This window comes from Hydrogenophaga sp. Root209 (assembly GCF_001428625.1).
Taxonomy (GTDB): domain Bacteria; phylum Pseudomonadota; class Gammaproteobacteria; order Burkholderiales; family Burkholderiaceae_C; genus Hydrogenophaga.
The window spans coordinates 77,541-95,840 of the sequence record NZ_LMIE01000032.1; the positions used below are offsets into that span (position 1 = coordinate 77,541).

Consider the following 18,300-nt stretch of genomic DNA (forward strand, 5'->3'; position numbering starts at 1 on the left):
GGTTCAGACTTCTTCGAGTTTCTTGCCGGACAGGGCTTGCCGGATGCCGCGGTTCATGCGCAGGGCCGCGAACGCTTCCGTGCCCTTGGCCAAGGCCGTGGTCGCGGCCTCGATGGTGGCGGCCTCGGTGCTGCCCAAGGACTGTGTCAATGATTCGATGAGGGCGTCGATGCGCTGGCGTTCGTCGGCTTCCAGCAGATCTGCGTCGGCGGCCAGCGCGGTTCGGGTGGCAGCAATCATGCGGTCCGCGTCCACCCGGGCTTCGACCAACGCACGCGCCTGGATGTCCTGCTGGGCCGTGGCAAAGCTGTCCTGCAGCATGGCGGCAATCTGTTCGTCGCTCAGGCCATAGGCAGGTTTCACGTCCACCCGAGCCTCCACGCCACTGCCCTGCTCTTTTGCGCTCACCGACAGCAGCCCATCGGCGTCCACCGTGAAGGTCACGCGGATGCGTGCCGCACCGGCCACCATGGGCGGAATACCGCGCAGCTCGAAGCGCGCGAGGCTGCGGCAGTCGGCCACGAGGTCGCGTTCTCCTTGCACCACATGCAGCGCCAGCGCGGTCTGGCCATCCTGGTAGGTGGTGAAGTCCTGTGCGAGCGCGGTGGGGATCGAGCTGTTGCGTGGCACGATGCGCTCGACGAGGCCACCCATGGTCTCGATACCCAGCGAGAGCGGGATCACGTCGAGCAGCAGCAAGTCGCCGTCCTTGCTGTTGCCAGCCAGCGCATTGGCCTGGATGGAAGCGCCCAGCGCCACCACCTCGTCGGGGTTGAGGTTGGTCAGCGGCTCCTGACCAAAAAATTCACCCACCGTGCGACGCACCACCGGCATGCGGGTCGAGCCGCCGACCATCACCACACCCTTCACCGCGTCCTTGGCGATACCGGCATCACGCAGCACCTTGCGCACGGCGGTCATGGTGCGAGCGGTGAGTGTTGTGGTGCAGGCCTCGAAGTCGGCCGGGGTGACGGGCTGCTCGATGGTCTGACCGGCCACACTGGCGCGGAAGGTTTCGCTGCTGGAAGAAGACAGAGCCTCTTTCACTCGGCGCGCCTCGGCATGCACAGCGGCGCGTTCCGAGGCATTCAGCGCGGAGCCCACATCGGCTTGAGCCAGCACCCAGGCGGCCAGCGCCTGATCGTAGTCGTCGCCGCCCAGGGCCGAGTCACCACCGGTGGCCATCACCTCGAACACGCCCTGCGTGAGACGCAGGATGGAAATGTCAAAGGTCCCACCGCCCAGGTCGTAGATGGCGTAGACGCCTTCCGAACCGTTGTCCAGGCCATAGGCAATGGCAGCGGCCGTGGGCTCGTTGATCAGGCGCAGCACATTGATGCCGGCGAGTTGGGCCGCGTCCTTGGTGGCCTGGCGCTGTGCATCGTCGAAGTACGCGGGCACGGTGATGACCGCACCATAGAGCTCATCATCAAAGCTGTCCTCGGCCCGGAAACGCAACGTAGCCAGGATCTCGGCGCTCACCTCCATCGGCGTCTTGCGCCCGGCCACGGTTTCCACCACCGCCATGCCGTCCTGCTCGACCACGTTGTACGAGAGCTTGTCTACATCGGCCACCTGGGCGCGGCTGCGGCCCATGAGGCGCTTGACCGAACTCACTGTGTTGGCCGGGTCCTGCACCTGTGCAGCCAAGGCCTCGAAGCCGATTTGACGGCCCGAGCCATCTTGCGCCGGGTCGAGGTAGCGCACGACGCTGGGCAAGATCATGCGGCCGTCGGCGGCGGGCAGGCACTCGGCGATGCCGTGGCGCACCGCGGCCACCAGCGAATGCGTGGTGCCCAGGTCAATGCCCACCGCCACACGGCGTTGGTGTGGGTCGAGGGATTGGCCAGGTTCGGAAATCTGCAGAAGCGCCATGGGTCACGATCGGTTCAAAGAGGACAGCTGTCTATTGTCCCAGCAGATCGATGCGGCTTTCCACATCGCGCGCAAAGCGCTCAACGAACATAAGGGCTCTGACCTGGCGGGCCAGCGCGGGCCAGTCGTGCAGCTCGTCGGCCGTCGTCTGCAGAGCTTGCAACATGTCGCGGCGCGCAGCAGCCACGTCATCGGCCATGCGCTCCAGGTCCGCCACTGCGCTGGCCTCATCCAGGTCCTCGCGCCACTGCATCTGCTGCATCAGGAAAGCCGCCGGCATGGCGGTGTTGTTCTCGGCCTGGATCGGCGCGCCGTGCAGCTCGCACAGGTAGGCCGCGCGTTTGAGCGGGTTCTTCAGACGCTGGTAGGCCTCGTTGATCCGCACCGACCACTGCATGGCCTGGCGCTGCGTTTGAGCATCGGCGGTGGCAAAACGGTCGGGGTGAGCCTCGCGTTGCAGGTCTTTCCAGCGCGCATCGAGCGCAGCGCGGTCCACGGCGAACCGGGGGCTCAGGTCGAAGATTTCGAAGTCGGTCGATTGCAGGTTCAGGTTCATGCGCATGGCAAAACAAAGCCGCCGGCGCTGAACAGCACGGGCGGCTCGGTGGATGAACGCGTCATCAGATCCTGAAGCTCTCGCCGCAGCCGCACCGGTCGCGCTCGTTCGGATTGTTGAAACGGAAGCCCTCATTGAGGCCTTCGCGCACGAAGTCGAGCTGCGTGCCATCGATGTAGGCCAGGCTCTTGGGATCGACCAGCACCTTCACGCCGTTGTCTTCAAACACCACGTCCTCGGGAGCGATGTCGTCGGCGTACTCCAGCTTGTAGGCCAGACCCGAACAACCAGTGGTCTTCACACCCAGGCGCACGCCCACACCCTTGCCGCGTTTGGCAATGTAGCGATTGACGTGCCGCGCAGCGGCTTCAGAAATGGAAATGGACATGGCGCCTGCAGCTCAGTGGCTGTGCTTCTTGCGGTAGTCGTCCACCGCGGCCTTGATCGCGTCTTCGGCCAGGATGGAGCAGTGGATCTTCACCGGCGGCAAGGCCAGCTCTTCGGCGATCTGGCTGTTCTTGAGCGCGGCGGCCTGGTCGAGCGTCTTGCCCTTCACCCACTCGGTCACCAGCGAAGACGAAGCAATGGCCGAGCCGCAGCCGTAGGTCTTGAAGCGCGCGTCTTCAATCACGCCCGTGGTCGGGTTGACCTTGATCTGCAGCTTCATCACGTCGCCGCAAGCAGGCGCGCCCACCATGCCGGTGCCGACGCTGTCGTCGCCCTTTTCGAACGAGCCCACGTTGCGGGGGTTTTCGTAGTGGTCAACCACTTTTTCCGAGTAAGCCATGATCTTTCTCCTTCAGTGTGCTGCCCACTGGATGGTGGACAGGTCAATACCGTCTTTGAACATTTCCCACAGCGGAGAGAGTTCGCGAAGCTTTGCAACATTTTCCTTGATCGTCGCAATCGCGTAGTCGATCTCTTCCTCGGTCGTCCAGCGACCGATGGTCATGCGCAGGCTGCTGTGCGCCAGTTCATCGCTGCGGCCCAGGGCGCGCAACACATAGCTGGGCTCCAGGCTGGCCGAGGTGCAGGCCGAGCCCGACGACACCGCCAGACCCTTGATGCCCATGATCAGCGACTCGCCTTCAACATAGTTGAAGCTCATGTTGAGGTTGTGCGGCACGCGCTGCGTCTCGTGGCCATTGATGAACACTTCTTCCACATCTTTCAGGCCTGCGACCATGCGGTCGTGCAGGGCCTTGATGCGCTGGTTCTCCTCGTGCATCTCGGCCTTGGCAATGCGGTAGGCCTCGCCCATGCCCACGCACTGGTGGGTGGGCAGCGTGCCAGAGCGCATGCCACGCTCGTGGCCACCGCCGTGCATCTGCGCCTCGATGCGGATACGCGGCTTGCGGCGCACATACAGGGCACCGATGCCCTTGGGGCCGTAGGTCTTGTGCGAGGTCAGGCTCATCAGGTCGACCGGCAGTGTCTGCAAGTCGATGTCGACGCGGCCGGTGGCTTGCGCCGCGTCCACGTGGAAGATCACGCCCTTCTCACGGCAAATCGCGCCGATGGCGGCGATGTCCTGGATCACACCGATCTCGTTGTTCACGAACATGACCGAGGCCATGATGGTGTCCGGGCGGATCGCGGCCTTGAAGGCATCCAGGTCGAGCAAACCATCGGCCTGTACGTCCATATAGGTCACCTCAAACCCTTGGCGCTCCAGTTCGCGGCAGGTGTCGAGCACAGCCTTGTGCTCGGTCTTGACAGTGATGAGGTGCTTGCCCTTGGTCTTGTAGAAATGCGCCGCGCCCTTGAGCGCGAGGTTGTTCGACTCGGTCGCGCCGCTGGTCCAGACGATTTCACGCGGGTCCGCGTTGATCAATGCGGCCACCTGCTCGCGTGCGGTTTCCACGGCCTTTTCGGCTTCCCAACCCCAGGCGTGGCTGCGCGATGCCGGGTTGCCGAAGTGCTCGCGCAACCAGGGAATCATGGCGTCCACCACCCGCGGATCGCAGGGGTTGGTGGCGCTGTAGTCCATGTAGATGGGGAAGTGAGGAGTGCTCATGGCGGGCTGTCTTTGTGCGGATCTGTGGGTGGTCGAATGAGAAATGTTGCCGGGACTGGCTGACGCTGGCCTTGGACCTGCCCGGAGCAGCGCTCCGGGCAGGTCAGGCTCATTTGGAAAACGCCGCTCCACCCAGTGCGAACACCGAGTTGGGCGCGTTCACTCGAATGGGCTTGACCACCGGCGCGCTGGAAATGGCTCGTTTGATCATGGGCGCGTTCTCCACGACCACGCCTTTGGCAAGCTGCTCGTCCACAAGCGATTGCAGGGACACGGAGTCGAGGAAGTCCACCATCTTGGTGTTCAGCGCAGCCCACAGTTCGTGGGTCATGCAGCGGTGCCCTTCGCCCATACAGTTTTCCTTGCCGCCGCATTGTGTGGCGTCGATCGGCTCGTCCACCGACACGATGATGTCGGCCACGGTGATCTCGGATGCCTTGCGGCCCAAGGTATAGCCACCGCCCGGCCCACGGGTCGATTCGACCAGTTCGTGGCGACGCAGCTTGCCGAACAACTGCTCAAGGTAAGACAACGAGATCTGCTGCCGTTGGCTGATGGCCGCGAGCGTGACAGGTCCGTTGTTCTGGCGCAGAGCCAGATCGATCATGGCTGTGACCGCAAAGCGGCCTTTGGTCGTGAGGCGCATTTTCAAGCTCCTTTAAATGTTGGCTTGACCGTCGTTGACTGGCTCAACAGGTGTTACCCCTGAACCCCTTCTCCGCCCACCCTGACCACTGCTGGTCGCTTCATCGAAGGCTTTCCCGACTGTTTTCGTCGAGTATAGCGTAAAAGCCTAGTGATTTGCTCGGCATCTTAAATCAGGAAGCCATTTTGTCTAAGACAAATCGATTGTCGACCGAAAAGATCAAAAAAAGACTGCTCGGTCTCTTTCGAGCTCGGACGCGCTTGATCAGACTGGTGTTTCGACCAAATCGTTCAGACAAAACGATAAAAAAACAGCAGGCCATGCGAGCAGCACAGCCCATTCCACCTTTTTTTTTGGCCCAGCTGTCAGGCGATGTTGTCCATGCCGGGCGCCCCGAACACCGAGGCCTTGAGCCGGCCCAACTGGTCGCGCACGCTGGCCGCTTTCTCGAATTCGAGGTTGCGCGCGTGTTCCAGCATGAGCTTTTCCAGCCGCTTGATTTCACGCGCCACGTCCTTTTCGCTCATCTCGTCGATGCTGGCGCGGTGTGCGCTATCGGCGGCCAGGCGGTCGGCTTCCTTGCCCGCCTTCTCGCTGTAGACGCCGTCGATCAGGTCCTTGATGCGCTTGTTGATGCTGCGCGGCTCAATGCCCATGGCGAGGTTGTGGGCCACCTGCTTGGTGCGGCGTCGATTCGTCTCGTCGATCGCCTTCCTCATTGACTCGGTGACGCGGTCGGCGTACAGGATGGCGCGACCATTGAGGTTGCGCGCAGCGCGCCCGATGGTCTGGATCAGGCTGCGCTCGGAGCGCAGGAAGCCTTCCTTGTCGGCGTCCAGGATCGCCACCAGCGAGACTTCGGGAATGTCCAGGCCCTCGCGCAGCAGGTTGATGCCCACCAGCACGTCGAAAGCGCCCAGGCGCAGGTCGCGCAGGATCTCCACCCGCTCCACCGTGTCCACGTCGCTGTGCAGGTAGCGCACCTTCACGCCGTTCTCGGTCAGGTAGTCGGTGAGCTGCTCGGCCATGCGCTTGGTCAAGGTGGTGATCAGCACGCGCTCGTTTTTCTCGACGCGGATGCGGATTTCCTGCAGCACGTCGTCCACCTGGTGGGTGGCCGGGCGCACCTCCAGCTCGGGGTCCACCAGTCCCGTGGGGCGCACCAGTTGTTCGACCACCTGGCCGGAATGGGTTTTTTCATAGTCGGCCGGGGTGGCCGAGACGAACACCACCTGGCGCATGCGCTGTTCGAACTCGTCGAGCTTGAGCGGGCGGTTGTCCAGCGCGCTGGGCAGGCGAAAGCCGTACTCCACCAGCGTGGTCTTGCGCGCCCGGTCGCCGTTGTACATGCCGCCGAACTGGCCCATGAGCACGTGGCTCTCGTCCAGGAACATCATCGCGTCCTTGGGCAGGTAGTCGGTGAGCGTGGATGGCGGCTCGCCCGGCAGGCTGCCCGAGAGGTGACGCGAGTAGTTTTCGATGCCCTTGCAGTGGCCGACCTCGCTGAGCATTTCCAGGTCGAAGCGCGTGCGCTGCTCCAGCCGCTGTGCCTCGACCAGCTTGCCCATGCCCACCAGCTGCTTGAGCCGTTCGGCCAGCTCGAGCTTGATCGCCTCGACCGCGCTGAGCACCTGCTCGCGCGGCGTCACGTAGTGGCTGCTGGGGTAGACGGTGAAGCGTGGAATCTTCTGCCGCACCTTGCCGGTGAGCGGGTCGAACAGCTGCAGGGTCTCGACCACGTCGTCGAACAGCTCGATGCGGATCGCCATCTCGGAGTGTTCCGCCGGAAACACATCGATGGTGTCGCCGCGCACGCGGAACTTGCCGCGCGAAAAATCTTGCTCGTTGCGCGCGTATTGCATGCGCACCAGTTGCGCGATGAGGTCGCGCTGGCCCACCTTGTCGCCCACGCGCAGCAGCATCACCATCTGGTGGTAGCTCTCGGGCTTGCCAATGCCGTAGATGGCCGACACCGTGGCCACGATCACCACGTCGCGCCGCTCCAGGATGCTCTTGGTGCAACTCAGCCGCATCTGTTCGATGTGCTCGTTGATCGCGCTGTCCTTTTCAATGAACAGGTCGCGCTGCGGCACATAGGCCTCGGGCTGGTAGTAGTCGTAGTAACTGACGAAGTACTCGACCGCGTTCTTCGGGAAGAACTCGCGAAATTCGCTGTAGAGCTGAGCGGCCAGCGTCTTGTTGGGCGCGAACACGATCGCCGGGCGGCCCAGCCGCGCGATCACGTTGGCCATGGTGAAGGTCTTGCCCGAGCCGGTCACGCCCAGCAGGGTCTGGAACACCTCGCCGTCGTTCACACCCTCCACCAGCTGGCGAATCGCCTCGGGCTGGTCGCCAGCGGGAGGGTACGGCAGGAACAGCTCGAACGGCGAGCCGGGAAATTTGAGGAACTCGCCCTCGGGGGGCGCTTCGCTCAGCCCTTCAATCAGCGGGGTTTTCGGCGTCGGGGGCAGTGTCGTCTGGGGCATCGGACGATTGTGCCGGATGGTCGCGGTCAGCATCGGTCCTCGGTCTGCGCACGCCGGGCTTGGCCAGGATTTCCACATAGGCCTGCTCGCCGCCCTCTTTCGCGATCGCGTCGAGCTGGCCCATCAGGGCCGCGAGATGCACCACCTCGGCGGTCTCCCTGGTCGCACCGACGCGGCAATCGAAGTCCAGGAAATCGGCACCTTCGGGCAGGTCGCGGCGGCGTTCGCGCTTGAGGTACTTGCGGATTTCATGTTTGACGGCTTCGAGCACGCGGTCGCGGTGACGGCCCTCTTGGGTCAAGGCAAAGATTTTTCTCATGGCGGTCGAGCGCGTGCGGCGCGTGTCAGGGAACGAAGGGCGCGATTATGCGCGCCGGGGTATCCTGAGCCGCACATGACACCGCGCGAACAACACCCCACCCCCAGCAAGGACGAGATCGCTCTTCTCGAACCCTTCGAACGCCTCGGGCTGGACCGCATCTCGCTTGTGAACACCGCGGCGCAGGCGCGAGAAGCTTGCGCCGAGTTGATCGACAACGCGGTCTGGGGTTTCGACACCGAGTCCAAACCCACTTTTTTCAAGGATCAGGTCTCAGACGGGCCGCACATCGTGCAGCTCGCCACCCTGCAGCGCGCCTGGGTGTTCCAGTTGCACGACCCGGCATGCCGCGATCAAGTGGCGGCCTTGCTGGCAGATGCCAGGTACACCAAGGCTGGCTTCGGCCTGGGCGACGACACAAAACGCATCGTCTCCAAACTCAAGGTGGAGCCGGCAGCCGTGCTGGAGCTCAACGCCCTCTTTCGCCAACGCGGCTACCGCAAGGACATGGGCGTCAAGGGCGCGGTGGCGGTGTTGTTCGACCGGCGTTTTCTCAAGTCCAAGAAAGCCGCCACGTCCAATTGGGCCAATGTGCACCTGAGTGAGGCGCAGCTGGTGTATGCGGCCAACGACGCATGGGCCGCTGGGCGTGTTCACCAAAAAATCTCCGAACTCTGGGGAAGCTCCATCCAGAAAATCGATGACTCATCATCGAATTAGTACAAATAAAGTATTCCCCCAGTTTGTCCTACTCATGACACTTTGTCCGTGAGTTGAAGCGCCCCGCCCCGTCAAGGCGGCGCGCCACAGCTCCAAAGACCGTCGGATGTTCGCTTCTTCAAGCGGCGATCCGCGCGTCGGCAAGCGTCATGTTCAGGGGGAACGCGGGCAACAGAAGACCGGTACAAAAGCCGTCGCTTTGCCCATTCCGCAGCGCCTGATCTCCTTTTGTTCGGACAACCAGCCGGTTTTGGTTTGTCCAGATTCATTACAAAAGGATTCAACATGGCCATCGATCTCAACGGCTCTTCCGTCGCCGGACAAAACTACATCACCAGCTACCGCGAGGACGATCCAGCGATCGGGATCGTGTCTTCCGATGTCCGCGTGGGCAGCGGCAGTTCGTCGGTGAATACCGACAACATCCGGCACATCCGCGTCAGCCTCACCCAGGCCCACGGGGAAGACGAGTGGGTGATCGGAACCATGCCAGCCGGCATCTTGGTCAGCCTGATGCAAAACGGGCCTGCGATCACCGTGCCTTTCACGCTGAACGCCCTCACAGCCCCATCGTTTTATCTGCGCACGGACGGACGGCCCATGCCGGATGCCGATTGGCAAACCGCCCTGAAAGCAATCGGCTTTTTTGCCGATGAAACCATCGCACCGTCCCGTGAAATCGTCATCCAGGCCCAGAACAGCGCAGGGACATGGCAAGCCCCCGTCGCCACCCAGATCAACATCACAGCCAACAACGACGCGCCCAACACCACCGCGGACGCTGGGGAGGCCATTGAAGCGGGCGGCGTGAACAACACCACCCCCGGCTCCAACGCAATGGGCAACGTGCTGACGAACGACTGGGACATGGACAGCCCCATGCAGGACACGATCGTCTCGCTGGTGTCCTTTGGCGGTTCAAGCACCGACCCGGGCAACAGCATCAGCGGAGCTTTCGGCACCTTGACCTTGCAAGCCGACGGGTCCTACACCTATGTCGTCGACAACAACAACGCCACCGTGCAGAGCCTGCGCAACGATAGCGTCCAGATCACCGACACCTTCTCCTACATGGCAACGGATGCAGGCGGCGCCAGCAGCTCAAACACGCTGACCATCACCATCAAGGGCAAGGACGACACGCCGTTTGGCATCGCAGTGGGCCAGCATTTCGACGGCACGGCTGCTTCTGTGGTGGCCGGCCCGACCCTTCCGGGCGTGAGCCGTGACTTCGCCTTCGAACTGCGCGTCTCGCCCACGAACGGCGTCGTGCTCCACGCAGCGAGTCTCACTGGCGCGGCGGGCACCAGCGGGCAGGAGTTCGCGGTTACACCACTGCACGGCCAGACAGCGTGGGGCAGCACCGAACATGTGGGTGTGGGGCTGTCGGTGGGCACCAACGGCATCTCGGTGTACCAGCACACAGGGAACCTGTTGTCTTCACTGCTCACATGGAGCGGAACGGTCAGACGCCGGGCCCGGCGCAGCCAACACGGCCATCAGCCTGCCGGAATGCCTCGCCTTGTGCGCGGCCCTGGCCGGCCGGCCCGTGTCGGCGGCGTCCCTGTGTGCGGGTTTGTCCATGGACGAGGGCGAACTCACACCCCAAGGCTCGTCGCAAGCCGCTGAGCGCGCGGGGCTGGTGCTGGAGGCTTTGGCCGCCTCACAGGTTGAACAGGTGTTGGCGGCGGGCGATCACATCATCGTCAAGACAGGCCGCTCGCATTCGCTCATCCACTTCACGTCGCAGCGCATACAGCACCTGTCGCCACAAGCGGAAGGCCCTGTGTTGCGTGAAGACATGGCACGCCCGGACGTGCTCTATCTGGTGCAGCAAGCCACCCAGGCATGGCGCATCGGTACGCGCGAGCTGGCTCACGCGCCCGACACCGAACTGGAAGACAAGCCCGACCGCTACGCCTGGCTGCGCCGCAGCGTGCTGGCCCAGTGGCGCACCTACGTCTGGGTGGGTGTGTCGTCGCTGGTGGCCAACGGACTGGTGATCCTCACCTCGTTCTACAGCATGCAGGTGTACGACCGGGTGATCCCGAACAACGCGTTCGCCACCCTGTGGGCGCTGTCGATCGGGGTGGGTCTCATCTACTTTTTCGATCTGATCATGCGGGTGCTGCGCGCCTACATGATCGACCACGCAGGCAAGAAACTCGACTTCGAAATCTCCTCACGCCTGTTCGGGCAGGTGCTGGGTTTGCGACTGGCCAACCGCCCGGCCTCGGCTGGTGTGTTTGCCAACCACCTCAACGATTTCGAATCCATCCGCGATTTCTTCACCTCGCTCACGCTCACGGCGGTGATCGATTTCCCGTTCGTGTTCCTGTACCTGGCGGCCATCGCCTTCATGGGTGGGCACCTGGTGTGGGTGCCGCTGCTGATCATGCCGCTGATGCTGGGCCTGGCCCTGGCTTTGCAGGGGCCGATCGATCGCGCTGTGCGCACCTCCATGCAGGCCTCGGCGCAGAAACACGGCATGCTGATCGAGGTGCTGGCGGGCATTGAAACGGTGAAGCTCACTGCGAGCGAAGGCGTGTTTCAAGGCGCCTGGGAGCGCGCGGTGCGCAGCATTGCGCAGGCCTCCATGAAGTCCAAGCTGATCTCCACCACCGGCCTGTCGGTGGTCAATTTCATGCAGTCGATCTCGTCGGTGGTGTTGATGATCGTGGGGGTGTACCTCATCAGCCAGCAGCAACTCAGCATGGGCGGGCTGATCGCCTGTTCCATCCTCACGTCGCGCGCACTGGCGCCCTGCAGCCAGTTGGCTTCGCTGCTGTCGCGCTGGAAGCAGACGCGCATCTCCATGGACACGGTGGCGCAGATCTTTCAGCGCCCGGTGGAGCGGCCCGCCGGCAAGAGCTTTCTGGTGCGCGATGCGATCGAGGGCAGCGTTGAGCTGCGTGAGGTGAGCTTTGCCCACGCCGGCAGCGCGCTGCCCGCGCTGAACAACGTGTCGCTGCGCATCCAGGCGGGCGAGCGGGTGGCCATCATCGGGCGCTCGGGCTCGGGCAAATCGACCCTGGCCAAGCTGGTGGCCGGGTTGTACGAGCCTTCCAGCGGCGCGGTGCTGGTGGGTGGGGCCGACACGCGCCAGCTCGATCCGCAGCAGTTGCGGCGCTCCATCGGCTGTGTGCCGCAAGACCCGTTTCTCTTCAACGGCACCGTGCGCGAGAACATCGCCTACGGCAGCGAGGCCGCCGACGACGCCGCGCTGCTGGAGGCCGCCCGGCAGTCGGGGGTGGACGAGTTCGTGAAGGTGCACCCGCAGGGCTACGACATGCCGGTGGGTGAGCGGGGTTGCCGCCTCTCGGGTGGGCAGCGCCAGGCGGTGGTGCTGGCGCGTGCGCTGGTGAGCTCCCACAGCCTTCTGCTGCTGGACGAGCCGTCCAGCTCGCTGGACCACGTGGCCGAGCAGTTCTTGCGCGAGCGGCTGAAAGCCAGAACCCCTGGCGAGACCTTGATGCTGATCACCCACCGCCTGGGCATGCTCGATCTGGTGGACCGGGTGATCGTGATGCATGGCGGTCAGGTCGTGATCGACGGCCCTCGGGACGCCGTGCTGCAACAACTCAACGGCGCACCCGCCGCGCCAACGCGGCAAGCCGCAGCAGGATGACCATGAACGCCTCGACCGTCAACCAACCCATGCCCTTGCCTCCCCTGCCACCGGTGCCGCAGGTGGCGCCCGCAGCGGTGAACACCCCGGCCGCCAACGACGCAGGCCCCGCGCCCGCCATCCCCTGGTGGCGTCGCGGCTGGCATGCCACGCGCCAGCTGTGCGCGCGCCTGCTCGACGACCTGACGCACATCGACACGAAGGGCGACGCCGCACTGCATGGCCCCCGCATGACCATGATGGCCGTGACGGCGCTGCTGGTGGTCTTTCTGGCCTGGGCCGCGCTCTTCACCATCGACGAACTGGTGCGGGGCGAAGGCAAGCTGATCCCACCGCAACGCGTGCAGTCGGTGCAAAACCTGGAGGGCGGCATCGTCTCTGCCGTGCTGGTTCACGAAGGCGACACGGTGCGCCAGGGTCAGGCCCTGGTGGTGCTGGACCGCACCACGGCGCAGGCCGATCTGGCCGAATCGCAAGGCCCCTACCTCAGCAGCCTGGCCGCACTGGCCCGGCTGCAGGCCGAGCTGGAGGGACGCCCCGTGCGCTTCCCGGCCGAGCTCGACGACCACGCCGCGATCCGCCAGAACGAACTCAAGGCCACCGAGGCCAACCGCCAGGAAATCGGCAACACACTGGCCGCACTGGACCAGCAAGCCGAGCAGCGCAGACAGGCACTGGAGCGCGCGCGCAGCGAGCTCGCCACCAAGCGGCGCGACGAGCAAATGATCAGCGAAGAGATGGCCATCCTGCGCCCGCTGGTGCCTTCGGTGGTGCCGCGTTCGGAGTGGCTGACCAAGGAGCGCGAATGGCTGGCGGTGCGCGGCGCCATCGAGAGCCTGCAGCACCAGGCGGCGGAGCAGATGGGTGCCCTGCGCCAGGTGCAGGCCGAGCGCGAACGCTCGCTGGCCACGCACCGCTCGCGCCTGATCAAGGAAGCGGGCGAACACCAGACGCAGGTGACGGTGCGGGCAGCGCGCTCGGCAGCGCGGCAGGCGCAGATTTCTCGCACCGAGGTGGTGGCGCCAGCCGATGGGGTGGTCAAGCAGATCCACGCCCGCACGGTGGGTCAGGTGGTGTCGCCAGCCGGGGTGTTGCTCGACCTGGTGCCCCAGAGCGACCAGCTCACGGTGGAAGCGCGCATCACGCCGGCCGACGTCGGTTTTTTGCAGGTGGGCCAGGCGGTGAAGGTCAAGGTGGCCACCTACGACTTCGCGGTGTACGGCGCCATGGACGGCGTGGTCGAGTCGATCAGCGCCGACACCCTGCATGACCGCGACAACCCCCAGGCGCCACCCTACTACCGCGTGAACGTGGCGGTGCAGGCAGCACTGCAGGGCCAGGACGGCCAGGCCCTGCCGCTCACACCGGGCATGACGGTGTCAGTGGACATCGTCACCGGGCGCAAGACCGTGTTGACCTACCTGTTCAAACCACTGGTGCGTGGCATGAACCAGGCGATGGGAGAGAAGTGATGACAGATCTCAAGATGAACAAGGCAGGCTGGATCATCGGTGCGCTCGTCGCCCTTGCCCTGCCGGCCCTGGCCCAGGCGCCCGCGACCGAGGCCGACTGGGTGCGACTGGCGCTGGAACGCGATGCGACTCTGGCCGCACAACGTGATGACACCCGCGCCGCCGGCCAGGCGGTGGCTGTCTCGCGCGCGGGCCTGTGGCCCACGGTGCAGCTGAGCGCCGAAGACGGCCGCAGGGAGCGGCGCGACCGGCCCGAGTCGATCTTCCAGCCCCACACCGGGTCAAGGCCCTCCGACCAACAGTCGCTCACGGTCACCCAGCTGCTGTACGACGGCCAGCGCACGCGCAACGAAATCCAGTCGGCCGAACACCGCGTTTCCCAGCAGCAGGTGCGCCTGCTCAAGGTGGCCAACGAGCGTGCCGCGGCGGTGCTGCTGGCCTGGCACCAGTGGCGCGCGGCGCAAGCCGCCTGGCAGGCACACCGCGTGGCCGAAGGTGAGTTGCGCCAGTTGGTGGATGTGGTGTCCCAGCGCCTGCAGGCGGGGCGCGCCGCCGAGGTCGACCTGCGGCGCGCCGAGTCGCGCTGGCTGGATGGACAGCGCACCGTGGCGGAATCGCAGGCACGCTGGCGCGAGGCTGGCGTGGCGCTGACCTCACTCTCCGGCGTTGACCCGATCCAACTGGTCGACACACCGCCGCCGATGTTCAACCCGCTCGAGCCCAGCACGGCCAACACGCTGCGCGAACGTTGCCGCACCGAATGCCCCAGCGTGCAGGAGAGCGAGCTTCAGCTGGAGCGAGGCCGCGCCGAGCTGGCAGCAGCGCGCGCGGGGCACCATCCACGCATCACCCTGGAAGCGGCCCAGGCCCATGCCCGCAACCCCACCGGCACGGCCGAGCGCTACCTGAGCCGCAGCCTGATGCTCAAGGCCAGCTGGACGCTGTTTGAAGGCGGTGGCCGCTCGGCACAGGTGGCACAGGTGGCCTACAGCGTGGAGGGACTCACCCACCAGGTAGACGAAGCGCGCCGCGAGTCGTTGATGCAGTTCGACCAGGCGCTGGTGCGCTACGACGACGCGATCGCGCAGCACGCGCTGGCCACGCGAAATGCCAGCGTGTCGCGTGAAGCCTTGCGGCTCGCACGCCTGGCTTTCGAGGCGGGCCGCCGCCAGGCGATTGAAGTGGCCGATGTGATCGCCGAGGCGGCACGAGCCGCGGACGAAGCGGCCCGACGCGACGCCCAGCGCTGGATCGAGCGCGACCGCCTGCTGGCCACGGCGGGTGTGCTTCTCGATCAGCTCGGTGTGGTGCTCGCGCCGGCCTGAGGCTCCCGATCAGCGCCGCCGCAATGGCGTGAGCAGATCGCTCAGGCCGTTGTGGTCGATCTCATGCATGAGCTGCAGCAATCGACCCACCTCGCTTTTCGGAAACCCTTCGCGGGCGAACCAGTTGAGGTAATTGCCCGGCAGGTCTGCGATCACGCGGCCCTTGTGTTTGCCGAACGGCATTTCCACGGTGAGCAGGCGTTCAAGGTCTTCAGGCTTCATGCGGTGGCATCGTAACGCCGCGCGGGCACCGGGTCACCGATACTCGATGGCATGCATCTGCAGCGCACGATTTTCACCACGCCCGTCGTCAACTCGGTGCTGCGCGCATTCTCGATCGGCTTTCTCAGGCTCACCGGTTGGCGTGTGGAAGGTGCCCTGCCCGCGCATGCGCTCAGAAGCGTGCTGATCGCAGCACCCCACACCAGCAACTGGGATCTGCCCTACACCTTGATGGTCGCATTCGCCCTGCGGCTCAACATCCGCTGGATGGGAAAACACGGCATCTTTCGCGCGCCGTTTGGCGGTGTGATGCGATGGCTGGGCGGCATCGAGGTCAACCGAGAGCAGTCCAACAACCTGGTGGCTGCCTCGGCCAAAGCGATCCGCGAGTCCGACGGCCCGTTGCAGCTGATCGTGCCGCCCGAAGGCACACGCAGCAAAGCACGTTATTGGAAAACCGGCTTCTACTACATCGCTCGCGAAGCGCAGGTGCCCATCGTGATGGCCTACATGGACTACGCGCGCAAGCGCAGCGGTCTGGGGCCGCTGTTCGAGCCCACCGGCAACGTGGACGCCGACATGGCAACCATCAAGGCGTTCTACGCGCCGTTCAAGGGCAAGAACGCGATGCAGTTCGAATCGACCGACTGAATCAGAAGGCCTGGGCCAGGCGGCCCGCGCCTTCTTCGATCTTCTCCAGGCCCACGGTGGCAAAGCTCAGCCGCAGCGTGGCGGCGTCGGGGTTGCTTGCATAGAACGGCGCGCCGGGCACAAAGGCCACGCCTTTTTCGATCGCGCGTTTGGCCAGTTCGCCACCATCCTTCACCTTGCCACCGGCGCCAGTGAGGCGGGCCCAGACGAACAGCCCGCCCTGCGGCTGCACGAACTCGATCGCGTCGCCCAGTTCGCGGCGCAAGGCATTGCCCATGGTCGTGGCGCGCTCGGCATACACCTGGCGCACCTTGGCCAGGGTGGCGGGCATGCGCCCTGCCTTGAGGTATTGGGCTGCCGTGGCTTGCGCGAAGGTGCTGGTGTGCGCATCGCTGAATTGCTTGCACATGGTGGCCTTGGCCAACAGATCGGCAGGGCCCACCATCCAGCCCACGCGCAGACCCGGGCTCAGCACCTTGCTCAGGGAGCCGCAGTGCACCAGCCTCTCACGGCTGCCGGGGACCTGGGCGCTCAGCGCCAGCAGACTGGGCGGGGGCGCCTCGCCGAAGTACAGGTCGCCATACGGGTCGTCTTCCACGATCAAGGTGTCGTGTTTCACGGCCATCTGCAACACCGCCTTGCGCCGTTCCAGGCTCATGAGCGCGCCGCTGGGGTTGCCGAAGGTGGGGATGAGGTAGACAAACTTGGGCTTGTGCTGCTGGATGAGCTGCTCCAGCGCGTCGGTCTTGGTGCCATCGCCATCCACCGGCACGGTGATGAGCTCGGCACCGTACAGGCGGAAACACTGGATGGTGGCCAGAAACGTGGGGCCTTCGACGATCACCTTGTCGCCGGGCGAGATCAGCGTCTTGCCCAGCAGGTCCAGCGCCTGCTGGCTGCCGGTGGTGACGATGAGGTCGTTCGCCCCCACCCCGCTGTTGCCCTTGCTGGCCATGAAGGCGGCAAGCTGCTCACGCAGCGGCTGGTAACCCTCGGTGGCGCCGTACTGCAGCGCGCCGCCAGCCTCTTCGGTCAGCGCGGCGTTCACCGCCTCGCGGATGCCCTCCACGTCGAACAGTGCGCTGTCTGGGAAGCCACCGGCAAAACTGATGATGCCGGGCTTGCCCAGCAGTTTGAAGAGTTCGCGGATGGCGGAGGTCTCGACGTTGTTGAGGCGGTCGGCAAAGGGGATGGTGAACGGCATGGTGGGGGCTGATGTGGTTGGCAAGGGCGCGAACACCCGATGGTAGCGAAAGGAGTCGATGGGCTGTTGACGCGATTCCCGCGCAGGTGGTGGATTTCTAAAGTTGTTTGCATCGCAATCAATGGAAAAACCCACATGACTTGTTCAATTCGACGCCTCTCGTTCCTGGTTCTGCTGGTCGCCACCTTGGCCGGCTGTGGTGGGCGGGGTGGTCCCGATGCCGCGCCAGACGCAACGCCCGACGCCCCGGTCAACCCCGCGTCTCCCGCCTGGCTCGACGCTGAACGACTCGACCTCGGCGACAGCGGGTCCGCGCGAAACGCGCGGCTCGCGATGAACCGCCAGGGAGCGGGCATGGTGGCGTGGGAACAGGTGGACGGATCGACCGTTCAAGAAGTGCACGCGCGCACCGTGTCGATCAACGGCGGCCACGGAGCAAGCCTTTCGCTCGGTACCGGCATCGCGGCGTTGCCGGACGTGGCCATCAATGAACAAGGCCGTGCACTCGTGGTCTGGGTCCAGGGCGCAAGTCCGCTCAACCAGATCTGGGCCCGGAGCTACGACCCCGACACTGGCTGGGGCACCGCGGAGAGGATGTCCCGCCTGGAAGACATCCTCGTGGCACAACCGCGCGCCGCCATCAATGAAGCAGGCGAGATGGCCGTGGTCTGGATGCAGACCGTGGACGTGACCTACCAGGTGCACGCCCGGCGCTTCAGGCCGACGCAGGGTTGGAGCCCAGCGGTGCGGCTCGACAGCGCACCATACGATGCTCGGACCCCCCAGGTCAGCCTGGATGCCGAGGGCCGCCTGCTCTCCACCTGGTACCAGTCCGACGCGGACGGTAGATCGAATTTGTGGGCCAATCACATCAATCCCGACGGCATATCCGTAGCGGCCGTGCAGATCGACCAGAGCACCGGCTATTCGGACCAACCAGTGCTGGCCCTGCTGGGCGACGACAGCACCCTGGCGGTATGGCGGCAGACGAACGAAGTGTTGCTCCAACTCATCGGCCTGAACCGCTTCCTGCCTGGCTCGGGTTGGGTCACAACCACCAGCACATCGGGCGGCAACATCTCCCTGGCACGCAGCCCTGCCCTCGCGGCGTGGGGCGCGGCCCACGCCGTACGACGGCCAGACACTGGCACAGGATGATCCATGCATCGGCGCGGACAA

Annotated in this window: 17 protein-coding genes; 7 read left to right on the top strand and 10 right to left on the bottom strand. The window is 64.8% G+C overall.

Annotation, left to right across the window (positions count from 1 at the left end; genetic code table 11):
- Positions 1-3: 3 nt before the first annotated feature.
- The 8 genes from hscA to ASE11_RS21645 all read right to left on the bottom strand — a co-directional run bounded on the left by hscA (position 4) and on the right by ASE11_RS21645 (position 7,899).
- Positions 4-1,875 carry a Fe-S protein assembly chaperone HscA gene (gene hscA, locus ASE11_RS21610; protein ID WP_056276637.1) on the bottom strand — a complete coding sequence of 624 codons (1,872 nt, stop codon included), beginning with the start codon at positions 1,873-1,875 and terminating at the stop codon, positions 4-6.
- 31 nt (positions 1,876-1,906) lie between these two features.
- Positions 1,907-2,425, bottom strand: a complete 519-nt coding sequence (gene hscB / locus ASE11_RS21615) for a Fe-S protein assembly co-chaperone HscB (protein WP_056277314.1) — start codon at positions 2,423-2,425, stop codon at positions 1,907-1,909.
- A gap of 70 nt (positions 2,426-2,495) precedes the next feature.
- Complete coding sequence (gene iscA, locus ASE11_RS21620; RefSeq protein WP_056276639.1) at positions 2,496-2,819, bottom strand: iron-sulfur cluster assembly protein IscA; 324 nt, start codon at positions 2,817-2,819, stop codon at positions 2,496-2,498.
- 12 nt (positions 2,820-2,831) lie between these two features.
- Positions 2,832-3,218 carry a Fe-S cluster assembly scaffold IscU gene (gene iscU, locus ASE11_RS21625; protein ID WP_056276642.1) on the bottom strand — a complete coding sequence of 129 codons (387 nt, stop codon included), beginning with the start codon at positions 3,216-3,218 and terminating at the stop codon, positions 2,832-2,834.
- A 12-nt stretch (positions 3,219-3,230) separates the two neighbouring features.
- On the bottom strand, positions 3,231-4,448 hold the full coding sequence (locus tag ASE11_RS21630) for an IscS subfamily cysteine desulfurase (RefSeq protein ID WP_056276645.1): 1,218 nt from the start codon (positions 4,446-4,448) through the stop codon (positions 3,231-3,233).
- Between the two features lie 109 nt (positions 4,449-4,557).
- Entirely contained in the window at positions 4,558-5,094 is a 537-nt protein-coding gene (gene iscR, locus ASE11_RS21635) for a Fe-S cluster assembly transcriptional regulator IscR (protein ID WP_056276648.1), read from the bottom strand.
- A gap of 365 nt (positions 5,095-5,459) precedes the next feature.
- Positions 5,460-7,580: an excinuclease ABC subunit UvrB gene (gene uvrB, locus ASE11_RS21640; protein ID WP_082585936.1), complete on the bottom strand. Its 2,121-nt coding sequence runs from the start codon at positions 7,578-7,580 to the stop codon at positions 5,460-5,462.
- Entirely contained in the window at positions 7,534-7,899 is a 366-nt protein-coding gene (locus ASE11_RS21645; RefSeq protein WP_056276651.1) for a DUF6172 family protein, read from the bottom strand. Before ASE11_RS21645 ends, uvrB begins: the two co-directional genes overlap by 47 nt.
- A 75-nt stretch (positions 7,900-7,974) precedes the next feature.
- On the opposite strand from ASE11_RS21645, the gene ASE11_RS21650 reads away from it, so the two are divergent.
- The 5 genes from ASE11_RS21650 to ASE11_RS21670 all read left to right on the top strand — a co-directional run bounded on the left by ASE11_RS21650 (position 7,975) and on the right by ASE11_RS21670 (position 15,044).
- Positions 7,975-8,619, top strand: coding sequence for a 3'-5' exonuclease (locus tag ASE11_RS21650; RefSeq protein WP_056276653.1), 645 nt, complete (start codon positions 7,975-7,977; stop codon positions 8,617-8,619).
- 285 nt (positions 8,620-8,904) lie between these two features.
- Positions 8,905-10,248, top strand: coding sequence for a VCBS domain-containing protein (locus ASE11_RS21655; RefSeq protein WP_056276656.1), 1,344 nt, complete (start codon positions 8,905-8,907; stop codon positions 10,246-10,248).
- Entirely contained in the window at positions 10,169-12,247 is a 2,079-nt protein-coding gene (locus ASE11_RS21660) for a type I secretion system permease/ATPase (RefSeq protein ID WP_235501424.1), read from the top strand. Before ASE11_RS21655 ends, ASE11_RS21660 begins: the two co-directional genes overlap by 80 nt.
- A gap of 2 nt (positions 12,248-12,249) precedes the next feature.
- Positions 12,250-13,719, top strand: coding sequence for an HlyD family type I secretion periplasmic adaptor subunit (locus ASE11_RS21665; RefSeq protein ID WP_056276662.1), 1,470 nt, complete (start codon positions 12,250-12,252; stop codon positions 13,717-13,719).
- Positions 13,719-15,044 (top strand): TolC family protein, encoded by a 1,326-nt coding sequence (locus tag ASE11_RS21670; protein ID WP_056276665.1) that lies wholly within the window; start codon positions 13,719-13,721, stop codon positions 15,042-15,044. The genes ASE11_RS21665 and ASE11_RS21670 overlap by 1 nt, the downstream gene beginning before the upstream one ends.
- 9 nt (positions 15,045-15,053) lie before the next feature.
- On the opposite strand, the gene ASE11_RS21675 is transcribed toward ASE11_RS21670, so the two are convergent.
- Positions 15,054-15,266: a DUF3820 family protein gene (locus tag ASE11_RS21675; RefSeq protein ID WP_056276668.1), complete on the bottom strand. Its 213-nt coding sequence runs from the start codon at positions 15,264-15,266 to the stop codon at positions 15,054-15,056.
- Between the two features lie 57 nt (positions 15,267-15,323).
- Here ASE11_RS21675 and ASE11_RS21680 point away from each other — a divergent pair, with 57 nt between their 5' ends.
- Complete coding sequence (locus tag ASE11_RS21680; protein ID WP_156406463.1) at positions 15,324-15,917, top strand: lysophospholipid acyltransferase family protein; 594 nt, start codon at positions 15,324-15,326, stop codon at positions 15,915-15,917.
- Position 15,918: 1 nt separating this feature from the next.
- Here the strand turns inward: ASE11_RS21680 and ASE11_RS21685 are convergent, their stop codons facing one another.
- Positions 15,919-17,109, bottom strand: coding sequence for a PLP-dependent aminotransferase family protein (locus tag ASE11_RS21685; RefSeq protein ID WP_414842477.1), 1,191 nt, complete (start codon positions 17,107-17,109; stop codon positions 15,919-15,921).
- 147 nt (positions 17,110-17,256) lie between these two features.
- Here ASE11_RS21685 and ASE11_RS21690 point away from each other — a divergent pair, with 147 nt between their 5' ends.
- Positions 17,257-18,279 carry a hypothetical protein gene (locus ASE11_RS21690; protein ID WP_056276677.1) on the top strand — a complete coding sequence of 341 codons (1,023 nt, stop codon included), beginning with the start codon at positions 17,257-17,259 and terminating at the stop codon, positions 18,277-18,279.
- Positions 18,280-18,300 lie beyond the last annotated feature (21 nt).

Excerpts from the sequence above, each read along its gene's own strand:
- ASE11_RS21665 (WP_056276662.1), top strand. The coding sequence starts at position 12,250 with ATGAACGCCTCGACCGTCAACCAACCCATGCCCTTGCCTCCCCTGCCA.
- ASE11_RS21675 (WP_056276668.1), bottom strand. The coding sequence starts at position 15,266 with ATGAAGCCTGAAGACCTTGAACGCCTGCTCACCGTGGAAATGCCGTTC.
- ASE11_RS21630 (WP_056276645.1), bottom strand. The coding sequence starts at position 4,448 with ATGAGCACTCCTCACTTCCCCATCTACATGGACTACAGCGCCACCAAC.
- ASE11_RS21655 (WP_056276656.1), top strand. The coding sequence starts at position 8,905 with ATGGCCATCGATCTCAACGGCTCTTCCGTCGCCGGACAAAACTACATC.
- ASE11_RS21670 (WP_056276665.1), top strand. The coding sequence starts at position 13,719 with ATGACAGATCTCAAGATGAACAAGGCAGGCTGGATCATCGGTGCGCTC.
- ASE11_RS21645 (WP_056276651.1), bottom strand. The coding sequence starts at position 7,899 with ATGAGAAAAATCTTTGCCTTGACCCAAGAGGGCCGTCACCGCGACCGC.
- ASE11_RS21650 (WP_056276653.1), top strand. The coding sequence starts at position 7,975 with ATGACACCGCGCGAACAACACCCCACCCCCAGCAAGGACGAGATCGCT.
- iscR (WP_056276648.1), bottom strand. The coding sequence starts at position 5,094 with ATGCGCCTCACGACCAAAGGCCGCTTTGCGGTCACAGCCATGATCGAT.
- iscU (WP_056276642.1), bottom strand. The coding sequence starts at position 3,218 with ATGGCTTACTCGGAAAAAGTGGTTGACCACTACGAAAACCCCCGCAAC.
- uvrB (WP_082585936.1), bottom strand. The coding sequence starts at position 7,580 with ATGCCCCAGACGACACTGCCCCCGACGCCGAAAACCCCGCTGATTGAA.
- hscA (WP_056276637.1), bottom strand. The coding sequence starts at position 1,875 with ATGGCGCTTCTGCAGATTTCCGAACCTGGCCAATCCCTCGACCCACAC.
- iscA (WP_056276639.1), bottom strand. The coding sequence starts at position 2,819 with ATGTCCATTTCCATTTCTGAAGCCGCTGCGCGGCACGTCAATCGCTAC.
- ASE11_RS21690 (WP_056276677.1), top strand. The coding sequence starts at position 17,257 with ATGACTTGTTCAATTCGACGCCTCTCGTTCCTGGTTCTGCTGGTCGCC.